Origin of the sequence: Bacillus cereus group sp. Bc061, from assembly GCF_027715825.1 — a bacterium.
In the GTDB taxonomy this organism is placed as follows: domain Bacteria; phylum Bacillota; class Bacilli; order Bacillales; family Bacillaceae_G; genus Bacillus_A; species Bacillus_A paranthracis.
On the sequence record NZ_JAQFTZ010000001.1, the window covers coordinates 1 to 20,644 of the forward strand.

Genomic DNA, 20,644 nt, shown 5'->3' on the forward strand with positions numbered 1-20,644 from the left:
AGAATCTTCCTTTAATTGTTTGTACGTAATTTTCGCATCTCGCCAAACAAAAGCAGTTTGATCAGGCGTTTCAATAGCCCACTTTTCAATTTGTTCTAATAACTTCATAACGTTCCCACCCTAGAATTCATTGTAAATAAATGTACTTGTGTTTGTATCATGGAATCCATACAACCAAAGTAATGCAAATAAAATTGCAAGGTAATAAACCGTCTTTGCAACCCATTGTGTGAGTGGTCGAGACCATATCTCTTTTAATCTTTCCATGTCTTTCCCTCTCTTAATGAAATAATAGCTCTTTGTAGGTATCATGTCCTACATTATTGTGAAAAAAACAAAATTCCACATTTTAGGTAAAAATAAGTCAAAAGGCTCTTTTCTGATATTAGCACTAAATACTAAAAAAGAAAATCCCTAACTTAGCAATTATATTACATTCAGCATCAATTTGTAATGGATTTGATATGTAAATAGGAAGTGGATTGTGTGAATACATAAAAGTGGACTAGAAGAATACGTAAAATATAGTATTTGTGCTTATGAGTCATTCGAGACAAAGTAAACTTTTACATTTCTAGCCCTTTTAAAAAGGAGGAAATTATCATGGATAGAGTGTGGAAGAATCTAATTTCGGAAGAAAATATCGTGAAATGGAGAAGATATTTCCATAAGTATCCAGAATTATCGTTTCATGAAAAAGAAACTTCACAATTTATATATGATACATTATGCACATTTTCTTCTTTTGAAGTAACGAGACCGACGAAGTATAGTGTACTAGCAATTAAAAGAGGAACGGAACAAGGGAAAGTAGTTGCGATTCGAGCTGATATAGATGCTCTGCCAATTCAAGAGGAGACGAGTAAATCTTATACGTCTGTGAATAAAGGAATGATGCATGCATGTGGACATGATGCTCACGCAGCTATTTTGTTGGGGACAGCAGAAGTACTGTCAAATATAAAGGAAGATTTTGCAGGGGAGATTCGTCTATTTTTTCAGCACGCAGAAGAGGTATATCCCGGCGGGGGACAAGAAATGGTTGAGGCAGGTGTAATGGACGGTGTTGATTATGTAATAGGTTTACATGTTATGTCAGGACTTGAGAGCGGAAAGATAGGAATTGCGTATGGGCCGATGATGGCGGCACCAGACGTATTTACAGTTGAAATTCAAGGGAAAGGGGGACATGCGGCGAGGCCGGAGGAAACGATAGATCCTATTGCTATCGGAGCGCAGATTATTACAAATCTACAACATATTGTATCAAGAAATACAAGTGCTTTCATGCAAAGAGTCGTTTCAGTTACGCAGTTTCATGGGGGAATGGCTGATAATATTATTCCTAGTGCAGCAACTTTAATGGGCACTGTTCGTTCATTTAATCAAGCATTAAGGTTGGAAGCAGAAGAGAAAATTGAGAAAATCGTGAAAGGAATTACAGAAGCACATGGAGGGTCGTATACATATTCGTATCGATATGGATATGATCCGGTTATTAATGATGAATATATTACGAAAGTAGTAGAAGAAAGTGCACTACATTTGTTTGGAAATGAGCGTGTTGTGAAGCTTGAACCTTCTATGGGAGGAGAAGATTTTTCGGCATATTTAAGAAAAGCACCTGGTTGTTTTATTAAATTAGGGACTGGTAATAAAAAGATAGATACTTGCTACCCGCATCATCATCCAAAATTTGATGTAGATGAATCAACTCTCATTTATGGAGTGGAATTATTTTTAGAAACAACAATGAGATTATTGAAATCATAGAAAAGTATAAAGTGCAACTTTAATCAGTGGGGGTTTTACTGCCCATTAAAGTGGGATAAAAAAAGGCAACTGCGCTCTATCGCAGTTGCTTTTATTTCTTTCCGTCAGAGAGGGCTGAGAAAGAACTATGCTCATTTATAGTATATGAATAGCTAACGGACAAGCTTGTACATTTTAATCATTTTTTAAAAAAAGTTGTTGACAGTGATAATCAATATCAATTAATCTAAAAATAGTTGAAATTGATAATTATTATCAATGGGATGGATGCGACATGTTAATGAGAAAAAAATTTCACCTTCTACGGAGGGGATTAAAAGATAAAAATAAAGAAGTTGATCAGCATATGGAATGGCAACGAAATGTAATTCGTTCGGAATATGTAGATGAGAAGAAGAGCATTCAAACAGAAAAAGAGATACAAAGTAAGGGGAGAGGTTCAGTTGAGTAAGTTAGTAATGATTTTTGCAAGTATGAGTGGAAATACAGAGGAAATGGCTGATCATATTGCCGGCGTGATTCGTGAAACTGAAAATGAAATTGAAGTGATTGATATTATGGATTCACCAGAAGCTTCTATATTAGAACAGTATGATGGAATTATTTTAGGTGCATTCACTTGGGGAGATGGTGACCTTCCGGATGATTTCTTAGATTTTTATGACGCAATGGATTCTATTGATTTAACTGGGAAAAAAGCGGCAGTATTCGGATCATGTGATTCGGCTTATCCAAAATATGGCGTGGCAGTTGACATTTTAATAGAAAAGCTAAAAGAACGCGGGGCAGAAGTTGTGTTAGAAGGATTAAAAGTAGAATTAACGCCAGAAGATGAAGATGTAGAAAAATGTTTACAGTTTGGAGCTGAATTTGTAAAACACCTTTCTTAATGGCAGAAGGGAGATGAAGAGCAAGTGCATGAGAAAATCGCAATTAAAACGATGACAGATTATCATTTGTATGATTTTATGCGTTGTCCACATAAATTTTATTTTCGTCATATCAAAAGAAGAGAACCTTCTTCGTTTGAATGGCAACAAATCGCACAAATGATTGTGAATCGAATTATTAACGAATATTACACATTACCGGCAGGCCAACAAACGAAAATTGTACTTTTAATATTAATAGAAAAGTATTGGAAAAAAGTAAGAGTTAATATGTTTGCTTCGAAGATGGAGTATTACATTGTGTTAGCGAAGCTAACGGATCACTTATTACAGTTTGTTGAAAGAGATGATAGTCAGACACCACCGTTATTTTTATATGAAAAATTTCAAACATATATGGAAGAGTTAGGTGTCCACATGTCATTGACATTAGAAGTTGGTGAGTGGAGTACTGAGTCGTTTGTAATTAAAAAGTATGTTGTCGATGCGGATGAGGAAATGCTTGCTCTTTGTCAAAAGCTAATGACAGTATTTAGTTATAAAGCTTTCGGCATTCTTCCAGGGAAAATTGAAGTTATTAATTTAATAGAAGGAACTAAGTATGACTACACTCCGAAACAGGAAGATATTATAACTGGAATGGCTCATTTATCTAGAATGAAAGAAATGTTACAGCAACCTGAGCATTATACAGAGCGTCATTTTCGTTCTGAGTGTATAAGTTGTGCATTTCGTAGTGAATGCCAAGGGGAAGAAGTAAAGAAAGAAGCGAAACAGAAGAAAAATATCGTACATTAAAGGATGCAAATTTGCATCCTTTTTTGTTGTTGACATGAAAAGCTTTTCATCATGTATCGTATATTTGTAGCAGATTTTAATAAAGGGAGGAATAATCAATGAAAGATGAAACGAAAGTATTTCAATGGTTAAAAGAACAGAATGCCCCTTTTGGAATTCAACTGCAAATTTTACAGGCATTTCAACTGTATAAAGTCATTGTTGAAATGGATAAAAAGTTAATGTTATATGAGGAGAGAGAATATAGGGAGAGAATGTAATCTCATCCCTGTAGTATTGCTTTCAGTTGTTCTATACCAGCTAAAAATTCAAGTTCATTCTTTGTTTCAAAGTTATAAATTATATTATGTAGTAAAGGACTGTATTGATAAAAATTTGTGATACGGTGAGTGAGTAATGGATCATGGTGTGAAGTAAGTGTACAGTATTGTTCATATACTGATGTAGTAAATTCATGTCCGAAATCATCATATAGCCCAGCAAAGTCAAAGGCAGGATCTCCAATTTGAGCATCACCAAAATCAATGATTCCTGAAATGGTTTTATTTTGTTTATCAAATAAAATGTGATGATGTGTAAAATCAGCGTGAATGATTGTATTTTGAAATTTGGATGTAGCTAGACAGGCAAAGAAATTCTCGAATAAACGGTTTAAGGTTGATTTCTGGAACGAAGTTAGACTGTTAGTAACATACTCATTTAATTTAGTTTGTAGCTCTTTCCAGTAGGTAAGTGTTTTTTCGGTAGGGAACCCTAACGCTGTAACACTTTTTAGAGGAATGCTATGTAGAGCCGCAAGGAAAGTAGCTAATTGTGTAATAATTATTTTTCGTTCTTTTTCATCTAAGTTCGCAACTATTTCTGTTTTTAACGGTTCACCATGAATGAGAGTATAGTAGCTACAAAGAGGAACCTCATCAGATTCATTTGTATAAATTAGGTGATATTGTGGAACTTCGATTTCTTGTAGTGATTGAGTGAGAATTGTGCACAGTTCTTTTTCTAACGGAATTCGCATTGCATATTCCTGTTTTCGCGGGAAACGAAACAGTAGCTCATCATTTACTATAATCGCTACATTATCCCATCCTTCTTCATTTTGTTTATAGGAATGTATAGAAAGATTAGGCAAAGCTTCTTTTATATATTGTTTGTAAGAGTCCATAATTGTTCCTCGTTTCTAAGTTATTCCACTCTATGATATCAGAATTTTCTTTCTATATGTTAAAATATAATTATCATTATGAAGAGGGGCGGGAGTGTTATAAAGAAAAGACTATTAATCACTTCTCTATGTATCGCTTTTGGATTGTTTTGGTCATATAAAGAAGAGGTTTTTGCGGGCTATAAACCGATTGATCAGTACGGATTAAATAAGGAATTAAAAAACAAAGGTATAGAAACTTTAACTCATAATGAAATGAAAAAGGTAGGAGAACATTTTGTGACCGAGCAACTATCAGTTTTTGAGTTTACTAATAAAGAAGATGTGAAACGAAAAGGTGAAGAACTATTTTTAAATAGAGGGTATGAACAATTAATGAAAAATTATTATCCAAATCGTTTTCAGGATTTAGAGTATAAATTTATAAACGAGGAGATACGTGAAGTGACGGATGGAAGTTTTCTCTATCAAACTGTAGCGTACGTGGCGGGTACTGAAAATGGTAAGAGAAGCGAAATGAAATTGAATTATAAAATAAAAATTGTAAAGGTTAATCATACATTTAAGGTATTAGAACAAAAACAGTACGTACAATAAAGAGAAATATGAACCAGTACCATAAATAGCGGTATAAAAAATCCCCCAGTTCTTTGAGGGATTTTAAAGATTTTCATTTTGTTGACCAAGTTCTTTTTGAGCAATATATAAATTTCCTTGCTCGACTTGTTTCTGAGTAAGAACCGAATCACCTGCATACCCTTTTTCTGTTTTCACAATTCTTTTTGAACGATTGGAATTTTGTTTCTTCATATAATAAATCACCTTCCATCAAAAATAAACGAAAATGATAAGCACAAGCAATACAGCGGCAAAAATGGTAATCCCCATTAAAAACGAAGTGTTTTTATATTTAGGTTGTTTATGTACATCTTGCCGATATCCAGGTGAAATTTCAGGGGCGAATTCTTCGTCGAATGATTGCTTTTTTTCTTTTTCGTCCATATGTATCCACCTTTCTTTTTCATTATGTTATACGTTACAAGAAAAAATATGCATAAAGAAAACAACCGCTATATTATGAGCGGCTGTTTTGCGTTGTATATTTTCTCTGAACTTGAAAGAGACGGATAAGGAGGAAGGTTGCTCCAAATGCTAGACCGATAATAAGACCGATCCAATATCCTTTTGCTGCCCAATCAGTATAGGTTGCTAATATGTAACCGAGAGGGAGACCAATTACCCAATAGGCGATTAATGTCATAATTAAGGCGACATTTACATCTTTATAACCACGTAGTGCCCCTTGTACAGGAGTTGCAATTGCATCTGAGATTTGAAATAAAATCGCAAATATAAGAAATTCTTTTGCTAAATGATGAACTTGTATATCTGTCGTATAAATAGAAGCAATTTCATCATCAAAGAAGTAAAGAAGAATGGAATATAATAGGGCGAATGCAAGTGCTAAGCCAATCCCGATAAATCCATATTGTTTTGCGTTATTATATCGTTTCGCTCCAACTTCAAATCCAACAGAGATGGTCATGGCCATTGCTAAACTTAAAGGAGTCATATATAGCAAGGAAGCGAAGTTCATAGCTGCTTGATGAGCTGCGATTGTTGTCGTACTAAAATTACTCATCATAAGTGTTACTGCAGCGAAAATACTCGTTTCAAAAAAGATAGCAAATCCGATAGGGACGCCAAGTTTTAAGAACTCTTTCCAACTAGAAAGAGAAGGGCGATATAACTGTTTAAAAATATGGAAAGATGCAAAAGGCTCTCTCGTACGAATAATCATAACGGTAATAATTAAAATGCACCAATAGGTTGCTGTAGAAGCAATTGCTGCTCCGACACCACCGAGTTTTGGAAAACCGAAATGCCCAAAAATTAATACATAATTTAATATTACGTTAATAGGTAATGATAGTAACGTAATAATCATCGTTGTGCGAGTTTTTCCTAATGCATCAATAAATCCACGTAAAACAGTGTAAGTAAATAAAGGAATAATTCCCATTGCAATAATACTTAAAAATTGTGCTGCAATACGTTCTACCGGTTCTTCTAATCGCATGCCATTTAAAATGGGTGTAACAGCGAAAAACCCAATAAGCATAACGACGAAGCTAGCGCAAATTGCTAAATAGACTGCTTGTATGATGACTTGGGGAACATCTTCTTTTTTCTTGGATCCAACGAGTTGCGCAACAATTGGAGTTGTAGCCATCAAAATACCTGTTAATCCCGTACTAACTGGAATCCATATACTCGTTCCGATAGCAACCCCTGCTAAATCAATAGGGCTTGCATGTCCTGACATTGTTGTATCAAAAAAGCTCATTGCAAATAATGACATTTGCGTAACAAAAATCGGGAAAAATAGTAATACAAATTGCTTTAATTTTTGTGAGAATGTACTAGTTTCTTTCATAAAATCCCCTTTCTACGTAAAAAAGAAAACTCTTACTATCATACAATTTAATCAAAAAATAGAAAAGGAATAAGCTTATTAAAACTACGGTTTGACTATAAAAAAGGATGCACTTTGAAAGGGGATAAGGTATTATGGTAAGGTATGAAAAAATTACATATTATTAGTTATTAAGGAGGCACTACTCGTGGCTGATTGGTTAATTGGAATAATCATGGGTGCTGTTGAAGGTTTAACAGAGTTTTTACCAGTTTCATCAACAGGGCATATGATTTTAACAGGTCATTTACTTGGATTTGACGATGAGAGAGCGAAAGTTTTCGAAGTTGTTATTCAATTGGGATCGATTTTAGCAGTTGTAGTTATATTTTGGAAGCGTCTATGGTCTTTAGTAGGTATAGGGAAAGTAACAGACGGACCATCGTTAAATTTATTACATATTATTATCGGAATGATTCCTGCCGGCGTACTTGGCGTATTGTTCCATAGTGCGATTAAAGAAGTTTTATTTGGGCCAGGCCCAGTTGTCATTAGCTTAGTGGCTGGTGGTATTTTAATGATTGTTGCTGAGAAGTTTTCAAAACCAAGTACAGCAAGAACATTAGATGAAATCACATATAAGCAAGCATTTACAATCGGAATGTTCCAATGTTTAGCACTTTGGCCAGGATTTTCTCGTTCTGGTTCTACAATAAGTGGTGGTTTATTAGCTCGCGTGTCACATACAGCGGCAGCTGAATATACATTCATTTTAGCAGTACCAATGATGGTAGCTGCAAGTGGCTTAGATTTAATTAAAAGCTGGGATATATTAAGTGCGGCTGATATACCGCTATTTGCAACAGGATTTATTACGGCGTTCGTTGTTGCAATGCTTGCAATTGTTTCATTCTTAAAATTATTATCTCGTGTAAAACTAACACCGTTTGCTTACTACCGTTTCATTTTAGCTGCGGTATTCTATTTCTTCATTATGTAATAAAAAAACTGCCGAGTTCGGCAGTTTTTTTTTTATTTTACTACTTTTTCCATCATGCTTTCCATTACATGTTCCCAAAGAGAAGTGTCATCAGCTAATGTGGCACGGAAATTAGCGTACATTTCTTTTTGTTTCTCTTCGAATGTTGGATCTTCTTTTTCAGGCAATGTAGCGCGCATTGAAGTTACTAACTCTTGTACTTTTGGAGCACGTGGTCCCCAAACGGCTTGTTCGTTTCCATCTTTATCAATGAAAATAAAGATTGGAATCGCACGTGCTGTTCCGTTTGTTAAATATTGATCCATTAATTCTAAGTTTTCATCGCGAATTAATAATGACATATCAATATTTGCAACTTCAGAAATTCGTTTCATAACAGGTACGCATAAAAGAGCATCGCCACACCAATCAGCTGTTAATACAATAACACGCCAGCCATCATTTTGACGTTCTTCTAATACAGGAAGTAATTCATTTGGAATTAAAAAGTTATTGTAAATGTGCAGTAGCTCGTATTGATTTACTTTCATTTCATTCACATATGTATCAAAGGACATACCTTTATCAGCCCATTTTTGTAAGTTCATAAGTAACACCTCTTTAGTATGATTTGTTTTCATTGTACCAATTTTTATATAGAAAAGCTTGTATTCTTACTCTTTCTTGTCACTTAATAATTTACTTAATAGGAAAAAGAATAGTACGACACATAATTCAGCTATGTTGGATAGTTGCACGCTCTCTATCCAATCGTCAGCGGTATGAATGACGAACCAATCTAGCGTAATTTCAATGATTGCAAAAAGAGTAATAGAAAGCCAATTTGGCATGTTTTGTGTCATTGGATATAGCAGTGCCTTGAAGAAAACGAAGATGAAAAATATAATACCGTCTAAGAAAGTAATTAATAAAAAAAATAGAAGTAAGGCAGTGCGCGATCGATACTCTACACCAGTAATATGAAAGATTCCTACATATATAAAAAATATAAATGCAAAAATTACAATGAGGAACAGAATAACAAAACCAATGATCAAAGTTTTATCTTTTAGATTGAAATTCGAAAATTTGTCTTCTTCACCCACTATCCCAACTCCTTTTTTTGGAAATTCAACTTCATTTTATCATGAAATATCTATTAAAAAACTACGAATTATGGGAAAATAAGGTGACAAAAAGTAAGATTTCATGTAGAATTATTAATAAGGTTTTTATTTAACTAAATGAAATAAAAGGGGCTGTCAAAGTTGTCTCAAAATCGAGAGCAATTAATGGAAGAACTATCGACAAATGTTTTTGCTATGTTCCGCACGTTGCGTAATGATATTGGAAAAATATTTGGTGGTTACATACCGTGGAATGAGTTCATCGTCCTTAGAATATTGAATCGTACGAATAAAGAAATGGTATCACGTGTGGCGAATGAGTTAAATGTGTCGAATAGTCATATTACAGCTGTTACAGAAAAATTAATTAATAAAGGTTTTGTAACTCGTTCACGTTCTACGTCAGATCGCCGAGTTGTATATTTGGAGATTACTGAACAAGGAAAAGATTTAGTTGCAAAAATGGAAGGTGCAAAAAAACAATATTTGCAAGAAAGATTTTCTACGCTCTCAGAAGAAGAAATGAATATAATGATATCTATTTCTAAAAAACTTATTTAAGTCATTATAAGCAAGAAAACGCTTACACTTCAAAAAAGAAGACTTTCCTTATATGAGGAAGGTCTTTTTTCGTATGTAAAAGATTATAAAAAAGAAAATATTTAACATACTACTAATAAAGGAAGGGGGCAGAAATATGACAAATCGAAATGGTAGTAAAGGGAGCGGAAATCAAGGCTCACCGAAATCAGGGCAATTTCAACAAGAGTTTAGTGCAGAATTTGAAACTGGTAACGATAATAAAGGAAAAGAATATCGTTCGAAAAAGGGAAGTAAATCAAAAAAGGAGTGAATCATTTCACTCCTTTTTTGATTTAAGATGCGGCAGATTGATCTGTATTATATTTTTCTTCTGATTTTGCGACAATCATTGCGCAAATTGCATCACCAGAAATATTTACAGCTGTTCTTGACATATCTAGAATGCGGTCAATACCGATAATTAAGGCAATACCTTCTACCGGTAGATTTACTTGATTTAAAACCATCGTCAGCATTACAAGCCCAACACCTGGTACACCAGCAGTGCCGATACTAGCTAGTACAGCAGTTAATACGACTACAGCTAGTTGGGAAATAGTAAGTTCAACGCCGTATACTTGAGCGATAAATACAGTTGCTACACCTTGCATAATGGCAGTACCATCCATATTAATTGTTGCACCTAGTGGTTGTACAAAAGAGCTAATTGCTTTTGGAACACCAAGCTTCTCTTGTGCGGTTTTCATTGCAAATGGAAGAGATGCATTAGAGCTAGATGTACTAAATCCAATCGCCATTACTGGTCCGAAATGTTTAAAGAAACGGACAATGCTTTCTTTTGCCAATACTTTTAATAAGCCACCATATACGAAGACACCGTGAATAATAAGTACTAGCATAACGACAATCATATACTTGAACATCGCAGCGACGCCTGCAAGACCCATTTTACCGACGGATGAAGCAAGCAACCCAAATGTTCCGATTGGAGCTAATTTCATAACGAGATTAACGAGATACATCATTAATTCGTTGCCCTGTTCAAGTAATGAATGAATACTTTGGACACGTTTTCCTAAAATAGCTATACCAAGTCCAATTAATACGGCAAAGGCAATAATTTGTAACATGTTTCCATCAGCCATCGCTTTTGCTGGATTATCTGGTACGATATTTAGCAATGTATCGACGAAAGATGTTTCGGTTTTTGCACCTTCATATTTAAGCCCTTCGGTTTTAAAATTACCACCAGATCCTGGTTGTATAATCAGTGCAAATGTAACTGCAATAGAGATGGCAACGGCTGTAGTTACAAGAAAGAATGAAATTGATTTTAAACCAATTCTTCCAAGTTGCTTCGGATCTCCAAGACCAGCAGCTCCAAGTACGATAGAAATGAATACAACAGGGACAACTAGCATTTTAATGAGGCGAATAAACAATTGACCAAGTGGATTGAACACATATTGATTTAATGGTTCAAAAATGGATGGTGCAGCTAAATTTAAAGTGAGTCCGACAACTAAACCGAGAAATAATGCAATTAAGATTGCTTTTGTTTGTTTCAATAAAATCCCCCCTTATTTTTTGTAAAATAGCTTTCTACATTAATTGTACCGAAAAACTACCTATTTTGACAATATTTTCTGAATATTTCGTACAAAAAGTATCTATTTAAATATAGATTGCTTTTACTAAAGTAAGCAGAAAAAGCTAAATAAACTATTTAGAAAACAAAATAGACCATCACATAGGATGGTCTAGGGAAGGGGACAATTTATGTCAATTTAATTAGGGATGGAAGTTGTTCAAGACACTGGGGAATGTCTTATAAATTAGGGAGGAACAACTTCGATACATATACTATAAAAGATAGATGTGACCGGGGTGTGAACATAGAGTGAAAGAGAGAGGGAGTTTTAAATAGAAGATAGAAAGACAAAAAATAAGACCATCACATATGATGGCCTAAGGAAGGGGACAATTTATGTCAATTTAATTAGGGATGGAAGTTGTTCAAGACACTGGGGAATGTCTTATAAATTAGGGAGGAACAACTTCGATACATATACTATAAAAGATAGATGTGACCGGGGTGTGAACATAGAGTGAAAGAGAGAGGGAGTTTTAAATAGAAGATAGAAAGACAAAAAATAAGACCATCACATATGATGGCCTAAGGAAGGGGACAATTTATGTCAATTTAATTAGGGATGGAAAGCTGTTCAAAGACACTGGGGAATGTCTTATAAATTAGGGAGGAACAGCTCCGATACATATACTATAAAAGATAGATGTGACCCCTATGTGAACATAGAGTGAAAGGTATGAGGATTTAAGAAATGATACATATAAAATGATTGTTGCGAGAGTTGTAGAGTAAGGATAAATATAATAGAAAGAGTCTTGTCATAAAATGAAGTGAAGTTCGAGTATAAATAAAAGTTGAAAACTATGAAAAAAAGGATTATGCTCAACTATATTATAAGAATATAAGGTTTATCCTGCTATTTAAGGTTTTTTATAAGCCTTTAGTTATGAGGGGCAAAAAGGGAGTTAGTGAATATGGAAGTAACAAAAAGACAAAGGCTGTATAATCGTTTTATACGATTAAATCCACCACAAATATTAGCATTAGGTTTTTTCTGCTTAATTGTGGTTGGCGGTTTGTTATTAAAGTTACCATTCGCAACGAAAGTACATATTAGTTGGGTAGATGCTTTCTTTACCGCAACGTCAGCAGCGACTGTAACGGGATTGGGAGTAGTAGATACTGCAAGTACGTTTACAATGTTCGGCGAAATTGTAATTATGTTTTTAATTCAAACAGGCGGTCTAGGTCTTATGACAATTGCCATTTTAATTGTTTGGGTATTAGGTAAAAAAATCGGATTACGTCATCGCTTATTAATTGGAGAGGCATTTAATCAGACAAATATAGGTGGTCTCGTAAAATTAGTAAAACGTGTCTTTATATTTTCAATTTGTATTGAGTTTATTGGAGTCATCTTTTTATCATTTCGTTTTATTCCAGAGTTTGGCTTTGGAAAAGGTGTATACTATAGTATTTTTCACGTGATCGCATCTTATAATAATGCTGGATTTGCTCTATGGCCGGATAATTTAACAAGGTATGTAGGCGATCCGATTATTAATATTGGGATTTGCTCTTTAATCGTAATAGGCGGTCTCGGATTTACCGTACTAATTGATATATGGTATAGCCGGAGTTTTCGAAAACTATCGCTTCATTCCAAAATCATGATTATTGGAACGGTAGCGCTAAATGTGATAGCGATGATTGTGATTTTTGTATTGGAATATAATAATGTGAAGACGTTAGGGAATTTACCGTTAAATGAAAAGTTATGGGCTTCTTTTTTCCAAGGGATTACTCCTCGTACGGCTGGATTTAATACAGTTGACTACGGGGGAATGGAAGAATCATCTATATTATTTACGATGGTTTTAATGTTTATTGGTGCAGGAAGTGTATCAACAGGTGGAGGGATTAAATTAACAACGTTTGTTATTTTAGTTACATCTGTTCTTTCTTTCTTTAGAAAGAAAGAGGAAATCGTATTATTTCAGCGCACAATTAAAATGTCGACAGTAACGAGAGCATTAGCAATTGCCGTTGCTAGTCAAATCCTTATTTTTGCAGCAGTATTTATGTTAATGCTTACAGAAGACTTCAGTTTTATTCAGTTACTATTTGAAACAATTTCAGCGTTTGGAACAGTAGGATTAACGATGGGAATTACTGCAAAGTTATCAGCGTTTGGAAAATGTATGATTATGTTTGTTATGTTTTGTGGATTAATCGGACCGTTAACACTTGTATTTTCTTTAGCGCGACCAGCAAAACAAAAAATTAAATATCCGTCAGAAGATGTATTTACAGGATAAGGTATCCCGCATAAGCGAGATACCTTTTTCTTTTTAAAAGAGGGAGAACAATAAGCCGATAAGCGCTACTCGGAATAAAATTGCAATGAGTGCTGCAATTCCACCGACAATCGCAGCGATACCACCAGTTACAGTAGCTCCGCGGTTATAAGCGTAAATACCTAGTAGTACAGAAACAAGACCGAATAATGTTGGGAAGGTGAAAAGTGATAAGATAGATAAGGCAAGAGCGATAAAGCCAGCCGTTGATCCAGCAGCGGACGATCTTACATCATCTTTATGTTCCTTCTCATCGTAATCATAATCAATGCGCTGTGGTGCAACCTCAGCTGCATATTCTTCTTTATAGTCACTATAATCACTATCTATTCTATCTCTTTTTTTATACTCATCAAATTTCTCAGTCAAAGTCATGACTCCTTTCATAACAAGGTTCAATAGTAGTATGTATCTCTTTTTCCTTTTTATCCGAGTATGTACAGGGAGTAATATCCATTTAAAAGGTGAAGATTGTTTTTTTGAAATAGGAAAAGTTAGTATGACTTCCTCTATTTTGGAAAGTATAAAAAAGAATAATGAGGAAAGGGTGCAATACATAATGGAACATCCAATTGAAAATTTAATGAAAACAGCAATGACAAATTTAAAAGAGATGGTAGATGTAAATACGATTGTTGGAAGTCCAGTTTCAACAGCTGACGGAAATGTAGTATTAACAGTATCTCAAGTGGCCTTTGGTTTTGGAGCTGGAGGAAGTGACTTTAAAGGTGAATTTATTTCCGAAAAACATAATAATGGACAAGGGCAGCATAAAGAGAATAAGCAAAGTCATCCATTTGGAGGCGGAAGCGGGGCTGGGGTTTCTATTAGCCCAGTTGCTTTTTTAGTAGTTGGTTCTAACGGTGTGCAAGTATTGCATCTCAATAGTAGTACACATTTAATTGAAAAAGCTTTAAATACCGTACCAAGCACTGTAGATAAATTTGTAAATGGTCGCTAAAGGTGAACTTGCATTTTTTAGGAATTATGATATATTAGAAAAAGTGCGCTTTAGGATGATCGGAATAATTGAACTGTAAATATATATGATGTGTGGAATAAGGGAGAGGAATTTATGATTAATATCAAAAACTTAGTAGTTGGCTTATGTATGTTAGTAAGCGGTTTTGTTGTATATGTAATAAAAGAAAAAGCTCCATTCTAAAACAGACAAACCGTTATTGTCTGTTTTAAATTTGTGAAAAATGTTGACAAGTTGCTATATTGATGTTAAAATTTTAATTCGTGTCTCGGTTACAGCTAGTGTAAAGTAAATAAATCTTATAAATATAATACGAAAAGTTTGCGAAAGATCGGGTAGTTTTACCAACAACTTTTGTGAACAAACCCTATAAATTATAATTATAGGCTTTATAGGTATACTAGTGAATCAAGGAGCGGTCAGTGGAACCGTAATGATGAGAGAGAGGTAGGGCTTTCATCCAGTATATGTTACTTTCCCGTTAGGTGAATATAAAAAAGAGGACTCCTTTTCAAAAGGAGTCCTCTTTCTTTTTTGTATTGAATTTAAATGCGGCTCTCAACTTGCTGGCAAATTTCATCTGTTGTTAAACCGTGGGCGTTAATTACCGATCCTTTTATTGATGTATCTGCAATACCCATCATATTAGAATCTTGCCCAGTTACAACGCAACAGTCGCATCCTTGTGCGTCATGTTCCGAGTTAATTGTAATGACTTCATGCCCCTGTTGCTGAAGAGCTTGTTGGACATCTGTTAACGAATTTTCAACACCAATTTTAGCCATAATTCTCACCTCCTACCATCTAGTTGTTAGTATGCTCAAGTTCATCGTATATATTTATATAAAGACGGTAGGAAGCATATATTTATCTGTTATTTACGGGTAGCCTGATTAAAGTACGACTTTATTTAGTCGTTATATACACCAGTAAGCATTTGACTTACGAATTGATCGTTTAGAGTATCTTGGGCGGAAGAAGTATTTGAATGAATGTCGATTGAAGCAATGAAATTGTTATATTCTTTATTATTTGGTTCTACCTCTACATAATTATCAAATTTACAAAAACCTTTCGTATCCATTAGATCAAATAGTTGAAGCATCTCTACTACCTCTTGTCTCGTTCCTTTAATTTGTACACACGCCATATTGATTTCCTCCTTCATTTTGACAAATTGTTTTTTAAAAATAGGATTATGATTCCGAAATGAAAAATATGAATGTTATTTTTAGACAGCGTTATTTTTATTATTTTCCCCCTTTTTCAGCAAAAGTCGTTGTATATTCCCGAATTTATAAAAACGGACGTCCGTTTATTGAATACAATAGATTCGTATCAATTGACGAAAATCCTTCTTTTAAACAAATATTTTTTTAATGGAAATTGACGAAAAAATTTTTTTGACTTTTTGTAAACGTTAACAATGTTGTTAAATCAATATAATTAAAGATGTACGTACGAATAAAAATTATAAATTTTCTAAAAATTCACTTGATTTATTTAGAAAGGAGAGTAAACTAGGAAACAATAAAAAATTCATAGAACATAGGAGGCGCTTTCCAGTGAACGAGCAATGGATTTTCTTAAATGGAGAATTTGTTCCAAAAGACGAGGCAAAAGTATCAGTATATGATCATGGTTATTTATATGGAGATGGAGTATTTGAAGGAATTAGAGTTTATAGCGGTAATGTTTTCCGTTTGAGAGAGCATCTTGTCCGGTTATATGAATCAGCAAAATCCATCATGTTAGAAATTCCATATTCTTTAGATGAAGTAACGAATATTGTTGTTGAGACGATTCGACAAAATAAATTATCTAATGGATACATTCGCCTAGTTGTATCGAGAGGAGCAGGAAATCTTGGGTTAGATCCTGATTCTTGTAAAAAACCGAATGTAGTAGTAATTGCAGAGCAACTATCTTTATTCCCACAAGAATATTATGAAAAAGGGATTCCAGTTGTAACAGTTGCAACGCGCCGAAACCGTCCAGATGTATTGTCGCCTCAAGTAAAATCTTTAAATTACTTAAACAATATTTTAGTTCGCATCGAAGCGAAATTGGCTGGAGTACAAGAAGCGCTTATGTTAAATGATCAAGGATACGTAGCTGAAGGCTCAGGGGATAACGTATTTATTGTAAAAGGAAATAAATTAATTACACCACCAAGTTCTGCTGGAGCGTTAGAAGGCATTACACGAAATGCTATTTTAGAAATTGGTGAAAAACTTGGATATGACGTTAGAGAAGAGTTATTTACAAGACATGACGTATATGTAGCTGATGAAGTATTTTTAACAGGAACAGCAGCGGAAGTAATTGCTGTTACGACAGTAGATGGTAGAACGATTGGTTTAGGGCAAACGGGTCCACATACGAATCGTTTATTAGAAGAATTCCGAAAGTTAGTTATAGAAGATGGAGAGAAAATTTACGAAGAAAATAAAGTTGGATAACAACTTTTTATAACATAAGAAAGCGTTGATAGGGAGGAGTAGTTGATTGTGAAGCCTCACAGAGAGTCGGTGGTTGCTGGAAACCGATGGTTCACGTCGACGAACATCGCCCTTGAGTGCTAAGCTGAAGCATTTGTCTAGGCTTAGACGGTAGCTCCGTTATTAGCTAGACTCATTTTATGGGTCACTGAGGCAAGAGTATTCTTGCAAAGAAGGGTGGTACCGCGAAATCTTTCGTCCCTTCAGCACATAGCTGGAGTGTGGACGTAGGATTTTTTTTATTGATAAAAGTTTTTAAAAGGGGGCTTATAAGAACAATGTCTTCAAAAACGGAAGAGAAACTGGCAACTGGTGCACAGCTATTGTTAGAAGCGCTAGAAAAGGAAGGAGTAGAAGTGATTTTCGGTTATCCTGGTGGTGCTGTTTTACCTCTTTATGATGCACTCTATGACTGTGAAATTCCGCATATTTTAACAAGGCATGAACAAGGTGCTATTCACGCTGCTGAAGGGTATGCCAGAATTACTGGCAATCCAGGGGTTGTCATTGCAACGAGTGGACCAGGTGCTACAAATGTGATTACTGGTCTAGCAGATGCGATGATTGATTCATTGCCACTTGTTGTATTTACAGGGCAAGTAGCAACAACGTTAATTGGAAGTGATGCTTTCCAAGAAGCGGATATTATGGGGCTTACGATGCCAGTGACAAAACATAACTATCAAGTGCGAAAGGCTTCCGATTTACCTCGAATTATTAAAGAGGCATTTCATATTGCTAGAACAGGAAGACCAGGCCCAGTCGTTATTGATCTTCCGAAAGATATGGTAGTAGAGCAAGGCGAACGATGTAGTGATGTGCAAATGGATTTACCAGGATACAACCCTAATTATGAACCGAATCTACTGCAAATAAACAAATTATTACAAGCAATTCAGGTTGCAAACAAGCCATTAATTTTAGCTGGAGCAGGTGTATTGCATGCGAAAGCTTCGAAAGAATTAACAAGTTTTGCTCGTAAATATGAAATTCCTGTTGTGCATACATTACTTGGTCTCGGTGGGTTTCCACCAGATGATGAACTATTTCTAGGGATGGGAGGAATGCATGGTTCTTACACAGCTAATATGGCGTTATATGAATGCGACTTACTCATTAATATAGGCGCTAGATTCGATGATCGTCTTACTGGAAATTTAGCTTATTTTGCGAAAGAGGCGACTGTCGCGCATATCGATATTGATCCAGCAGAAATCGGAAAAAATGTACCGACTGAAATTCCTATTGTTGCAAGTGCTAAGCAAGCGCTCCAAGTATTACTTCAACCAGAAGGAAGGAAAGAAAATCATCATGAGTGGATCTCTTTATTAAAGAATAGAAAAGAAAAGTATCCATTCTCTTATAAACGAAATTCTGAAAGTATTAAGCCTCAATATGCAATTGATATGTTATATGAAATTACGAAGGGAGAAGCGATTGTAACAACAGATGTGGGGCAACATCAAATGTGGGCAGCCCAATATTATCCGCTGAAAACTCCAGATAAATGGGTAACTTCAGGAGGACTAGGAACGATGGGCTTTGGATTTCCAGCAGCAATTGGTGCCCAAATTGCAAAGCCTGATGAATTAGTTATTGCAATTGTTGGTGACGCTGGATTTCAAATGACTCTGCAAGAATTAAGTGTGTTAAAAGAACACTCTTTACCTGTTAAAGTATTTATTTTAAATAATGAAGCTTTAGGAATGGTAAGACAATGGCAAGATGAATTTTATAACAAAAGATATTCGCACTCTTTACTATCGTGTCAACCAGATTTCGTTGCTCTTGCGAATGCGTATGGCATAAAAGGGGTTCGCATAGATGATCCACTTCTTGCGAAGAAACAATTGCAGCATGCAATTCAATTACAAGAGCCAGTTGTAATTGATTGCCGTGTACTTCAATCAGAAAAGGTAATGCCGATGGTTGCGCCAGGGAAAGGTGTTCACCAAATGGAGGGAGTGGAAAAAAGGTGAAGAGAATTGTTACAGCAACAGTTCGAAATCAAAGTGGTGTGTTAAACCGAATTACAGGTGTTATGACACGAAGACATTTTAATATTGAAAGTATTTCAGTAGGTCATACGGAATCATCGGACATATCGCGGATGACGATTGTTGTACACGTTGAAAATGAACAGCAAGTTGAGCAGTTAATTAAACAACTTCATAAGCAAATTGATGTTTTGAAAGTATCAGATATTACAGAAGAAGCGATGATTGCAAGAGAACTCGCACTTATTAAAGTAGCAACTTCAGTAGCGAGGGCGGAATTATATAGTTTAATTGAACCGTTTCGAGCCGCTGTAATAGATGTTGGGAAGGATTCCATAGTGGTACAGGTAACAGGTACGCAGGAGAAAGTAGAAGCGTTAATTGAATTGCTTCGTCCATACGGTTTGAAAGAAATTGCAAGAACAGGGGTAACAGCCTTTACGCGTAGTATGAAAAAACAAGATAAGCAAGTTATGTTAATTCAATAATCATTTAAATATAGGGGGAAATGAAAATGGCTAAAGTTTATTATGAGAAAGATGTAACGGTAAATGTATTAAAGGAAAAGAAAGTAGCAATCATTGGATATGGCTCGCAAGGTCATGCGCATGCGCAAAATTTACGTGATAACGGATTTGATGTAGTAGTAGGGCTGAGAAAAGGGAAGTCTTGGGATAAAGCGAAAGAAGATGGATTTTCTGTATATGCAGTAGCAGAAGCAGCAAAGCAGGCTGATGTAGTAATGATTTTGCTGCCAGATGAACTGCAACCAGAAGTATATGAAGCGGAAATTGCGCCAAATTTACAGGCAGGAAATTCTCTCGTTTTTGCACACGGATTTAATGTTCACTTTGATCAAGTGAAACCACCAGCGAATGTAGATGTATTTCTAGTAGCGCCAAAAGGTCCAGGACATCTTGTACGCCGTACATTTGTTGAAGGCGGAGCTGTTCCTGCATTATTTGCAGTATACCAAGATGCAACAGGAGTTGCGACTGAAAAGGCACTTTCTTATGCTGATGGAATTGGAGCGACGAGAGCTGGTGTATTAGAAACGACATTTAAAGAAGAAACGGAAACAGATTTATTTGGAGAGCAAGCTGTACTTTGCGGCGGAGTAACTGCGCTGGTGAAAGCTGGATTTGAAACGTTAGTTGATGCCGGATATCAGCCGGAACTTGCATATTTTGAATGTTTACATGAACTGAAACTTATTGTTGACCTTATGTATGAAGGTGGACTTGAAAATATGAGATATTCAGTTTCAGATACAGCGCAGTGGGGCGACTTCGTATCAGGACCACGTGTTGTAACGGAAGATACGAAGAAAGCGATGGGTACAGTACTAGCAGAAATTCAAGATGGTACATTTGCAAGAGGTTGGATTGCAGAGCATAAAGCAGGAAGACCGAATTTCCATGCGACAAATGTGAAAGAGAATGAACACGAAATCGAAGTAGTTGGACGTAAATTACGTGAAATGATGCCTTTCGTACAGCCACGAGTAAAGGTAGGGATGAAATAA

Annotated in this window: 27 protein-coding genes and 1 other annotated feature; of the genes, 16 read left to right on the forward strand and 11 right to left on the reverse strand. The window is 35.3% G+C overall.

Annotated elements, in window-relative coordinates:
* Nucleotides 1-120: 120 nt before the first annotated feature.
* Nucleotides 121-267 (reverse strand): teichoic acid D-Ala incorporation-associated protein DltX, encoded by a 147-nt coding sequence (locus tag PDQ40_RS00005; protein WP_000440293.1) that lies wholly within the window; start codon nt 265-267, stop codon nt 121-123.
* Nucleotides 268-603: 336 nt separating this feature from the next.
* On the opposite strand from PDQ40_RS00005, the gene amaA reads away from it, so the two are divergent.
* The 5 genes from amaA to PDQ40_RS00030 all read left to right on the forward strand — a co-directional run bounded on the left by amaA (nt 604) and on the right by PDQ40_RS00030 (nt 3,721).
* Nucleotides 604-1,773 carry an N-acyl-aliphatic-L-amino acid amidohydrolase gene (gene amaA, locus PDQ40_RS00010; protein ID WP_103141839.1) on the forward strand — a complete coding sequence of 390 codons (1,170 nt, stop codon included), beginning with the start codon at nt 604-606 and terminating at the stop codon, nt 1,771-1,773.
* A gap of 280 nt (nt 1,774-2,053) precedes the next feature.
* Nucleotides 2,054-2,224, forward strand: coding sequence for a hypothetical protein (locus tag PDQ40_RS00015; protein ID WP_164083067.1), 171 nt, complete (start codon nt 2,054-2,056; stop codon nt 2,222-2,224).
* Nucleotides 2,217-2,663, forward strand: a complete 447-nt coding sequence (locus PDQ40_RS00020; protein WP_270691163.1) for a flavodoxin — start codon at nt 2,217-2,219, stop codon at nt 2,661-2,663. The genes PDQ40_RS00015 and PDQ40_RS00020 overlap by 8 nt, the downstream gene beginning before the upstream one ends.
* 24 nt (nt 2,664-2,687) lie before the next feature.
* A complete protein-coding gene (locus PDQ40_RS00025) occupies nt 2,688-3,461 on the forward strand; it encodes a hypothetical protein (protein WP_000544556.1) in 774 nt (257 codons plus the stop codon).
* A 98-nt stretch (nt 3,462-3,559) separates the two neighbouring features.
* Nucleotides 3,560-3,721, forward strand: coding sequence for a hypothetical protein (locus PDQ40_RS00030; RefSeq protein WP_000651089.1), 162 nt, complete (start codon nt 3,560-3,562; stop codon nt 3,719-3,721).
* Between the two features lie 2 nt (nt 3,722-3,723).
* On the opposite strand, the gene PDQ40_RS00035 is transcribed toward PDQ40_RS00030, so the two are convergent.
* Nucleotides 3,724-4,626, reverse strand: a complete 903-nt coding sequence (locus PDQ40_RS00035) for an aminoglycoside phosphotransferase family protein (protein ID WP_000378999.1) — start codon at nt 4,624-4,626, stop codon at nt 3,724-3,726.
* Between the two features lie 78 nt (nt 4,627-4,704).
* Between PDQ40_RS00035 and PDQ40_RS00040 the strand changes: the two genes are divergently transcribed.
* Nucleotides 4,705-5,223, forward strand: a complete 519-nt coding sequence (locus PDQ40_RS00040) for a biotin transporter BioY (RefSeq protein WP_142385811.1) — start codon at nt 4,705-4,707, stop codon at nt 5,221-5,223.
* Between the two features lie 63 nt (nt 5,224-5,286).
* Here the strand turns inward: PDQ40_RS00040 and PDQ40_RS00045 are convergent, their stop codons facing one another.
* From PDQ40_RS00045 to PDQ40_RS00055, 3 genes are all read right to left on the reverse strand, one after another.
* The gene (locus PDQ40_RS00045; RefSeq protein WP_000744620.1) at nt 5,287-5,436 is read right to left on the reverse strand and encodes a hypothetical protein; all 150 of its coding nucleotides are present in this window, start codon (nt 5,434-5,436) and stop codon (nt 5,287-5,289) included.
* Nucleotides 5,437-5,454: 18 nt separating this feature from the next.
* A complete protein-coding gene (locus PDQ40_RS00050) occupies nt 5,455-5,628 on the reverse strand; it encodes a hypothetical protein (RefSeq protein ID WP_000343560.1) in 174 nt (57 codons plus the stop codon).
* A 73-nt stretch (nt 5,629-5,701) separates the two neighbouring features.
* Nucleotides 5,702-7,063 (reverse strand): MATE family efflux transporter, encoded by a 1,362-nt coding sequence (locus PDQ40_RS00055; RefSeq protein WP_061131215.1) that lies wholly within the window; start codon nt 7,061-7,063, stop codon nt 5,702-5,704.
* A 187-nt stretch (nt 7,064-7,250) separates the two neighbouring features.
* Here PDQ40_RS00055 and uppP point away from each other — a divergent pair, with 187 nt between their 5' ends.
* Nucleotides 7,251-8,042, forward strand: a complete 792-nt coding sequence (uppP, locus tag PDQ40_RS00060; RefSeq protein WP_000796248.1) for a bacitracin resistance undecaprenyl-diphosphatase — start codon at nt 7,251-7,253, stop codon at nt 8,040-8,042.
* Between the two features lie 32 nt (nt 8,043-8,074).
* Here the strand turns inward: uppP and PDQ40_RS00065 are convergent, their stop codons facing one another.
* On the reverse strand, nt 8,075-8,662 hold the full coding sequence (locus PDQ40_RS00065; RefSeq protein WP_001997033.1) for a thioredoxin family protein: 588 nt from the start codon (nt 8,660-8,662) through the stop codon (nt 8,075-8,077).
* Between the two features lie 33 nt (nt 8,663-8,695).
* Nucleotides 8,696-9,127, reverse strand: a complete 432-nt coding sequence (locus PDQ40_RS00070) for a YrvL family regulatory protein (RefSeq protein ID WP_000503434.1) — start codon at nt 9,125-9,127, stop codon at nt 8,696-8,698.
* A gap of 162 nt (nt 9,128-9,289) precedes the next feature.
* Between PDQ40_RS00070 and PDQ40_RS00075 the strand changes: the two genes are divergently transcribed.
* Entirely contained in the window at nt 9,290-9,709 is a 420-nt protein-coding gene (locus tag PDQ40_RS00075) for a MarR family winged helix-turn-helix transcriptional regulator (protein WP_000081439.1), read from the forward strand.
* Nucleotides 9,710-9,845: 136 nt separating this feature from the next.
* Nucleotides 9,846-10,001: a hypothetical protein gene (locus PDQ40_RS00080; protein ID WP_000184931.1), complete on the forward strand. Its 156-nt coding sequence runs from the start codon at nt 9,846-9,848 to the stop codon at nt 9,999-10,001.
* 22 nt (nt 10,002-10,023) lie between these two features.
* Here PDQ40_RS00080 and PDQ40_RS00085 read toward each other — a convergent pair whose 3' ends face one another.
* Nucleotides 10,024-11,259 carry a dicarboxylate/amino acid:cation symporter gene (locus PDQ40_RS00085; protein WP_000814819.1) on the reverse strand — a complete coding sequence of 412 codons (1,236 nt, stop codon included), beginning with the start codon at nt 11,257-11,259 and terminating at the stop codon, nt 10,024-10,026.
* A 997-nt stretch (nt 11,260-12,256) separates the two neighbouring features.
* Here PDQ40_RS00085 and PDQ40_RS00090 point away from each other — a divergent pair.
* Nucleotides 12,257-13,600 carry a TrkH family potassium uptake protein gene (locus PDQ40_RS00090; RefSeq protein WP_000454130.1) on the forward strand — a complete coding sequence of 448 codons (1,344 nt, stop codon included), beginning with the start codon at nt 12,257-12,259 and terminating at the stop codon, nt 13,598-13,600.
* 33 nt (nt 13,601-13,633) lie between these two features.
* On the opposite strand, the gene PDQ40_RS00095 is transcribed toward PDQ40_RS00090, so the two are convergent.
* Nucleotides 13,634-14,026, reverse strand: coding sequence for an imidazole glycerol phosphate synthase (locus tag PDQ40_RS00095; RefSeq protein WP_001997037.1), 393 nt, complete (start codon nt 14,024-14,026; stop codon nt 13,634-13,636).
* A gap of 112 nt (nt 14,027-14,138) precedes the next feature.
* On the opposite strand from PDQ40_RS00095, the gene ytfJ reads away from it, so the two are divergent.
* Nucleotides 14,139-14,600 carry a GerW family sporulation protein gene (gene ytfJ, locus PDQ40_RS00100; protein WP_001997038.1) on the forward strand — a complete coding sequence of 154 codons (462 nt, stop codon included), beginning with the start codon at nt 14,139-14,141 and terminating at the stop codon, nt 14,598-14,600.
* A gap of 114 nt (nt 14,601-14,714) precedes the next feature.
* On the forward strand, nt 14,715-14,804 hold the full coding sequence (locus PDQ40_RS00105; protein WP_000608225.1) for a hypothetical protein: 90 nt from the start codon (nt 14,715-14,717) through the stop codon (nt 14,802-14,804).
* 362 nt (nt 14,805-15,166) lie between these two features.
* On the opposite strand, the gene PDQ40_RS00110 is transcribed toward PDQ40_RS00105, so the two are convergent.
* Entirely contained in the window at nt 15,167-15,406 is a 240-nt protein-coding gene (locus PDQ40_RS00110) for a YkuS family protein (RefSeq protein ID WP_001062580.1), read from the reverse strand.
* Nucleotides 15,407-15,531: 125 nt separating this feature from the next.
* Nucleotides 15,532-15,771 (reverse strand): DUF3911 family protein, encoded by a 240-nt coding sequence (locus tag PDQ40_RS00115; protein ID WP_000752508.1) that lies wholly within the window; start codon nt 15,769-15,771, stop codon nt 15,532-15,534.
* Nucleotides 15,772-16,186: 415 nt separating this feature from the next.
* Between PDQ40_RS00115 and ilvE the strand changes: the two genes are divergently transcribed.
* From ilvE to ilvC, 4 genes are all read left to right on the forward strand, one after another.
* Nucleotides 16,187-17,083 (forward strand): branched-chain-amino-acid transaminase, encoded by an 897-nt coding sequence (gene ilvE, locus PDQ40_RS00120; protein ID WP_001005497.1) that lies wholly within the window; start codon nt 16,187-16,189, stop codon nt 17,081-17,083.
* A gap of 16 nt (nt 17,084-17,099) precedes the next feature.
* Nucleotides 17,100-17,328, forward strand: a binding site (T-box leader).
* 72 nt (nt 17,329-17,400) lie between these two features.
* Nucleotides 17,401-19,101, forward strand: a complete 1,701-nt coding sequence (gene ilvB, locus PDQ40_RS00125) for an acetolactate synthase large subunit (protein ID WP_000095855.1) — start codon at nt 17,401-17,403, stop codon at nt 19,099-19,101.
* Nucleotides 19,098-19,607 (forward strand): acetolactate synthase small subunit, encoded by a 510-nt coding sequence (gene ilvN, locus PDQ40_RS00130; protein ID WP_000822948.1) that lies wholly within the window; start codon nt 19,098-19,100, stop codon nt 19,605-19,607. The genes ilvB and ilvN overlap by 4 nt, the downstream gene beginning before the upstream one ends.
* Before the next feature lie 26 nt (nt 19,608-19,633).
* Nucleotides 19,634-20,644 (forward strand): ketol-acid reductoisomerase, encoded by a 1,011-nt coding sequence (gene ilvC / locus PDQ40_RS00135; RefSeq protein ID WP_095842683.1) that lies wholly within the window; start codon nt 19,634-19,636, stop codon nt 20,642-20,644.

Coding starts and splice junctions, on each gene's coding strand:
- PDQ40_RS00005 (WP_000440293.1), bottom strand. CDS start 267: ATGGAAAGATTAAAAGAGATATGGTCTCGACCACTCACACAATGGGTT.
- amaA (WP_103141839.1), top strand. CDS start 604: ATGGATAGAGTGTGGAAGAATCTAATTTCGGAAGAAAATATCGTGAAA.
- PDQ40_RS00015 (WP_164083067.1), top strand. CDS start 2,054: ATGAGAAAAAAATTTCACCTTCTACGGAGGGGATTAAAAGATAAAAAT.
- PDQ40_RS00030 (WP_000651089.1), top strand. CDS start 3,560: ATGAAAGATGAAACGAAAGTATTTCAATGGTTAAAAGAACAGAATGCC.
- PDQ40_RS00035 (WP_000378999.1), bottom strand. CDS start 4,626: ATGGACTCTTACAAACAATATATAAAAGAAGCTTTGCCTAATCTTTCT.
- PDQ40_RS00040 (WP_142385811.1), top strand. CDS start 4,705: ATGAAGAGGGGCGGGAGTGTTATAAAGAAAAGACTATTAATCACTTCT.
- PDQ40_RS00045 (WP_000744620.1), bottom strand. CDS start 5,436: ATGAAGAAACAAAATTCCAATCGTTCAAAAAGAATTGTGAAAACAGAA.
- PDQ40_RS00050 (WP_000343560.1), bottom strand. CDS start 5,628: ATGGACGAAAAAGAAAAAAAGCAATCATTCGACGAAGAATTCGCCCCT.
- PDQ40_RS00055 (WP_061131215.1), bottom strand. CDS start 7,063: ATGAAAGAAACTAGTACATTCTCACAAAAATTAAAGCAATTTGTATTA.
- PDQ40_RS00065 (WP_001997033.1), bottom strand. CDS start 8,662: ATGAAAACAAATCATACTAAAGAGGTGTTACTTATGAACTTACAAAAA.
- PDQ40_RS00080 (WP_000184931.1), top strand. CDS start 9,846: ATGACAAATCGAAATGGTAGTAAAGGGAGCGGAAATCAAGGCTCACCG.
- PDQ40_RS00090 (WP_000454130.1), top strand. CDS start 12,257: ATGGAAGTAACAAAAAGACAAAGGCTGTATAATCGTTTTATACGATTA.
- PDQ40_RS00095 (WP_001997037.1), bottom strand. CDS start 14,026: ATGAAAGGAGTCATGACTTTGACTGAGAAATTTGATGAGTATAAAAAA.
- ytfJ (WP_001997038.1), top strand. CDS start 14,139: ATGACTTCCTCTATTTTGGAAAGTATAAAAAAGAATAATGAGGAAAGG.
- PDQ40_RS00105 (WP_000608225.1), top strand. CDS start 14,715: ATGATTAATATCAAAAACTTAGTAGTTGGCTTATGTATGTTAGTAAGC.
- PDQ40_RS00110 (WP_001062580.1), bottom strand. CDS start 15,406: ATGGCTAAAATTGGTGTTGAAAATTCGTTAACAGATGTCCAACAAGCT.
- PDQ40_RS00115 (WP_000752508.1), bottom strand. CDS start 15,771: ATGGCGTGTGTACAAATTAAAGGAACGAGACAAGAGGTAGTAGAGATG.
- ilvB (WP_000095855.1), top strand. CDS start 17,401: ATGTCTTCAAAAACGGAAGAGAAACTGGCAACTGGTGCACAGCTATTG.
- ilvC (WP_095842683.1), top strand. CDS start 19,634: ATGGCTAAAGTTTATTATGAGAAAGATGTAACGGTAAATGTATTAAAG.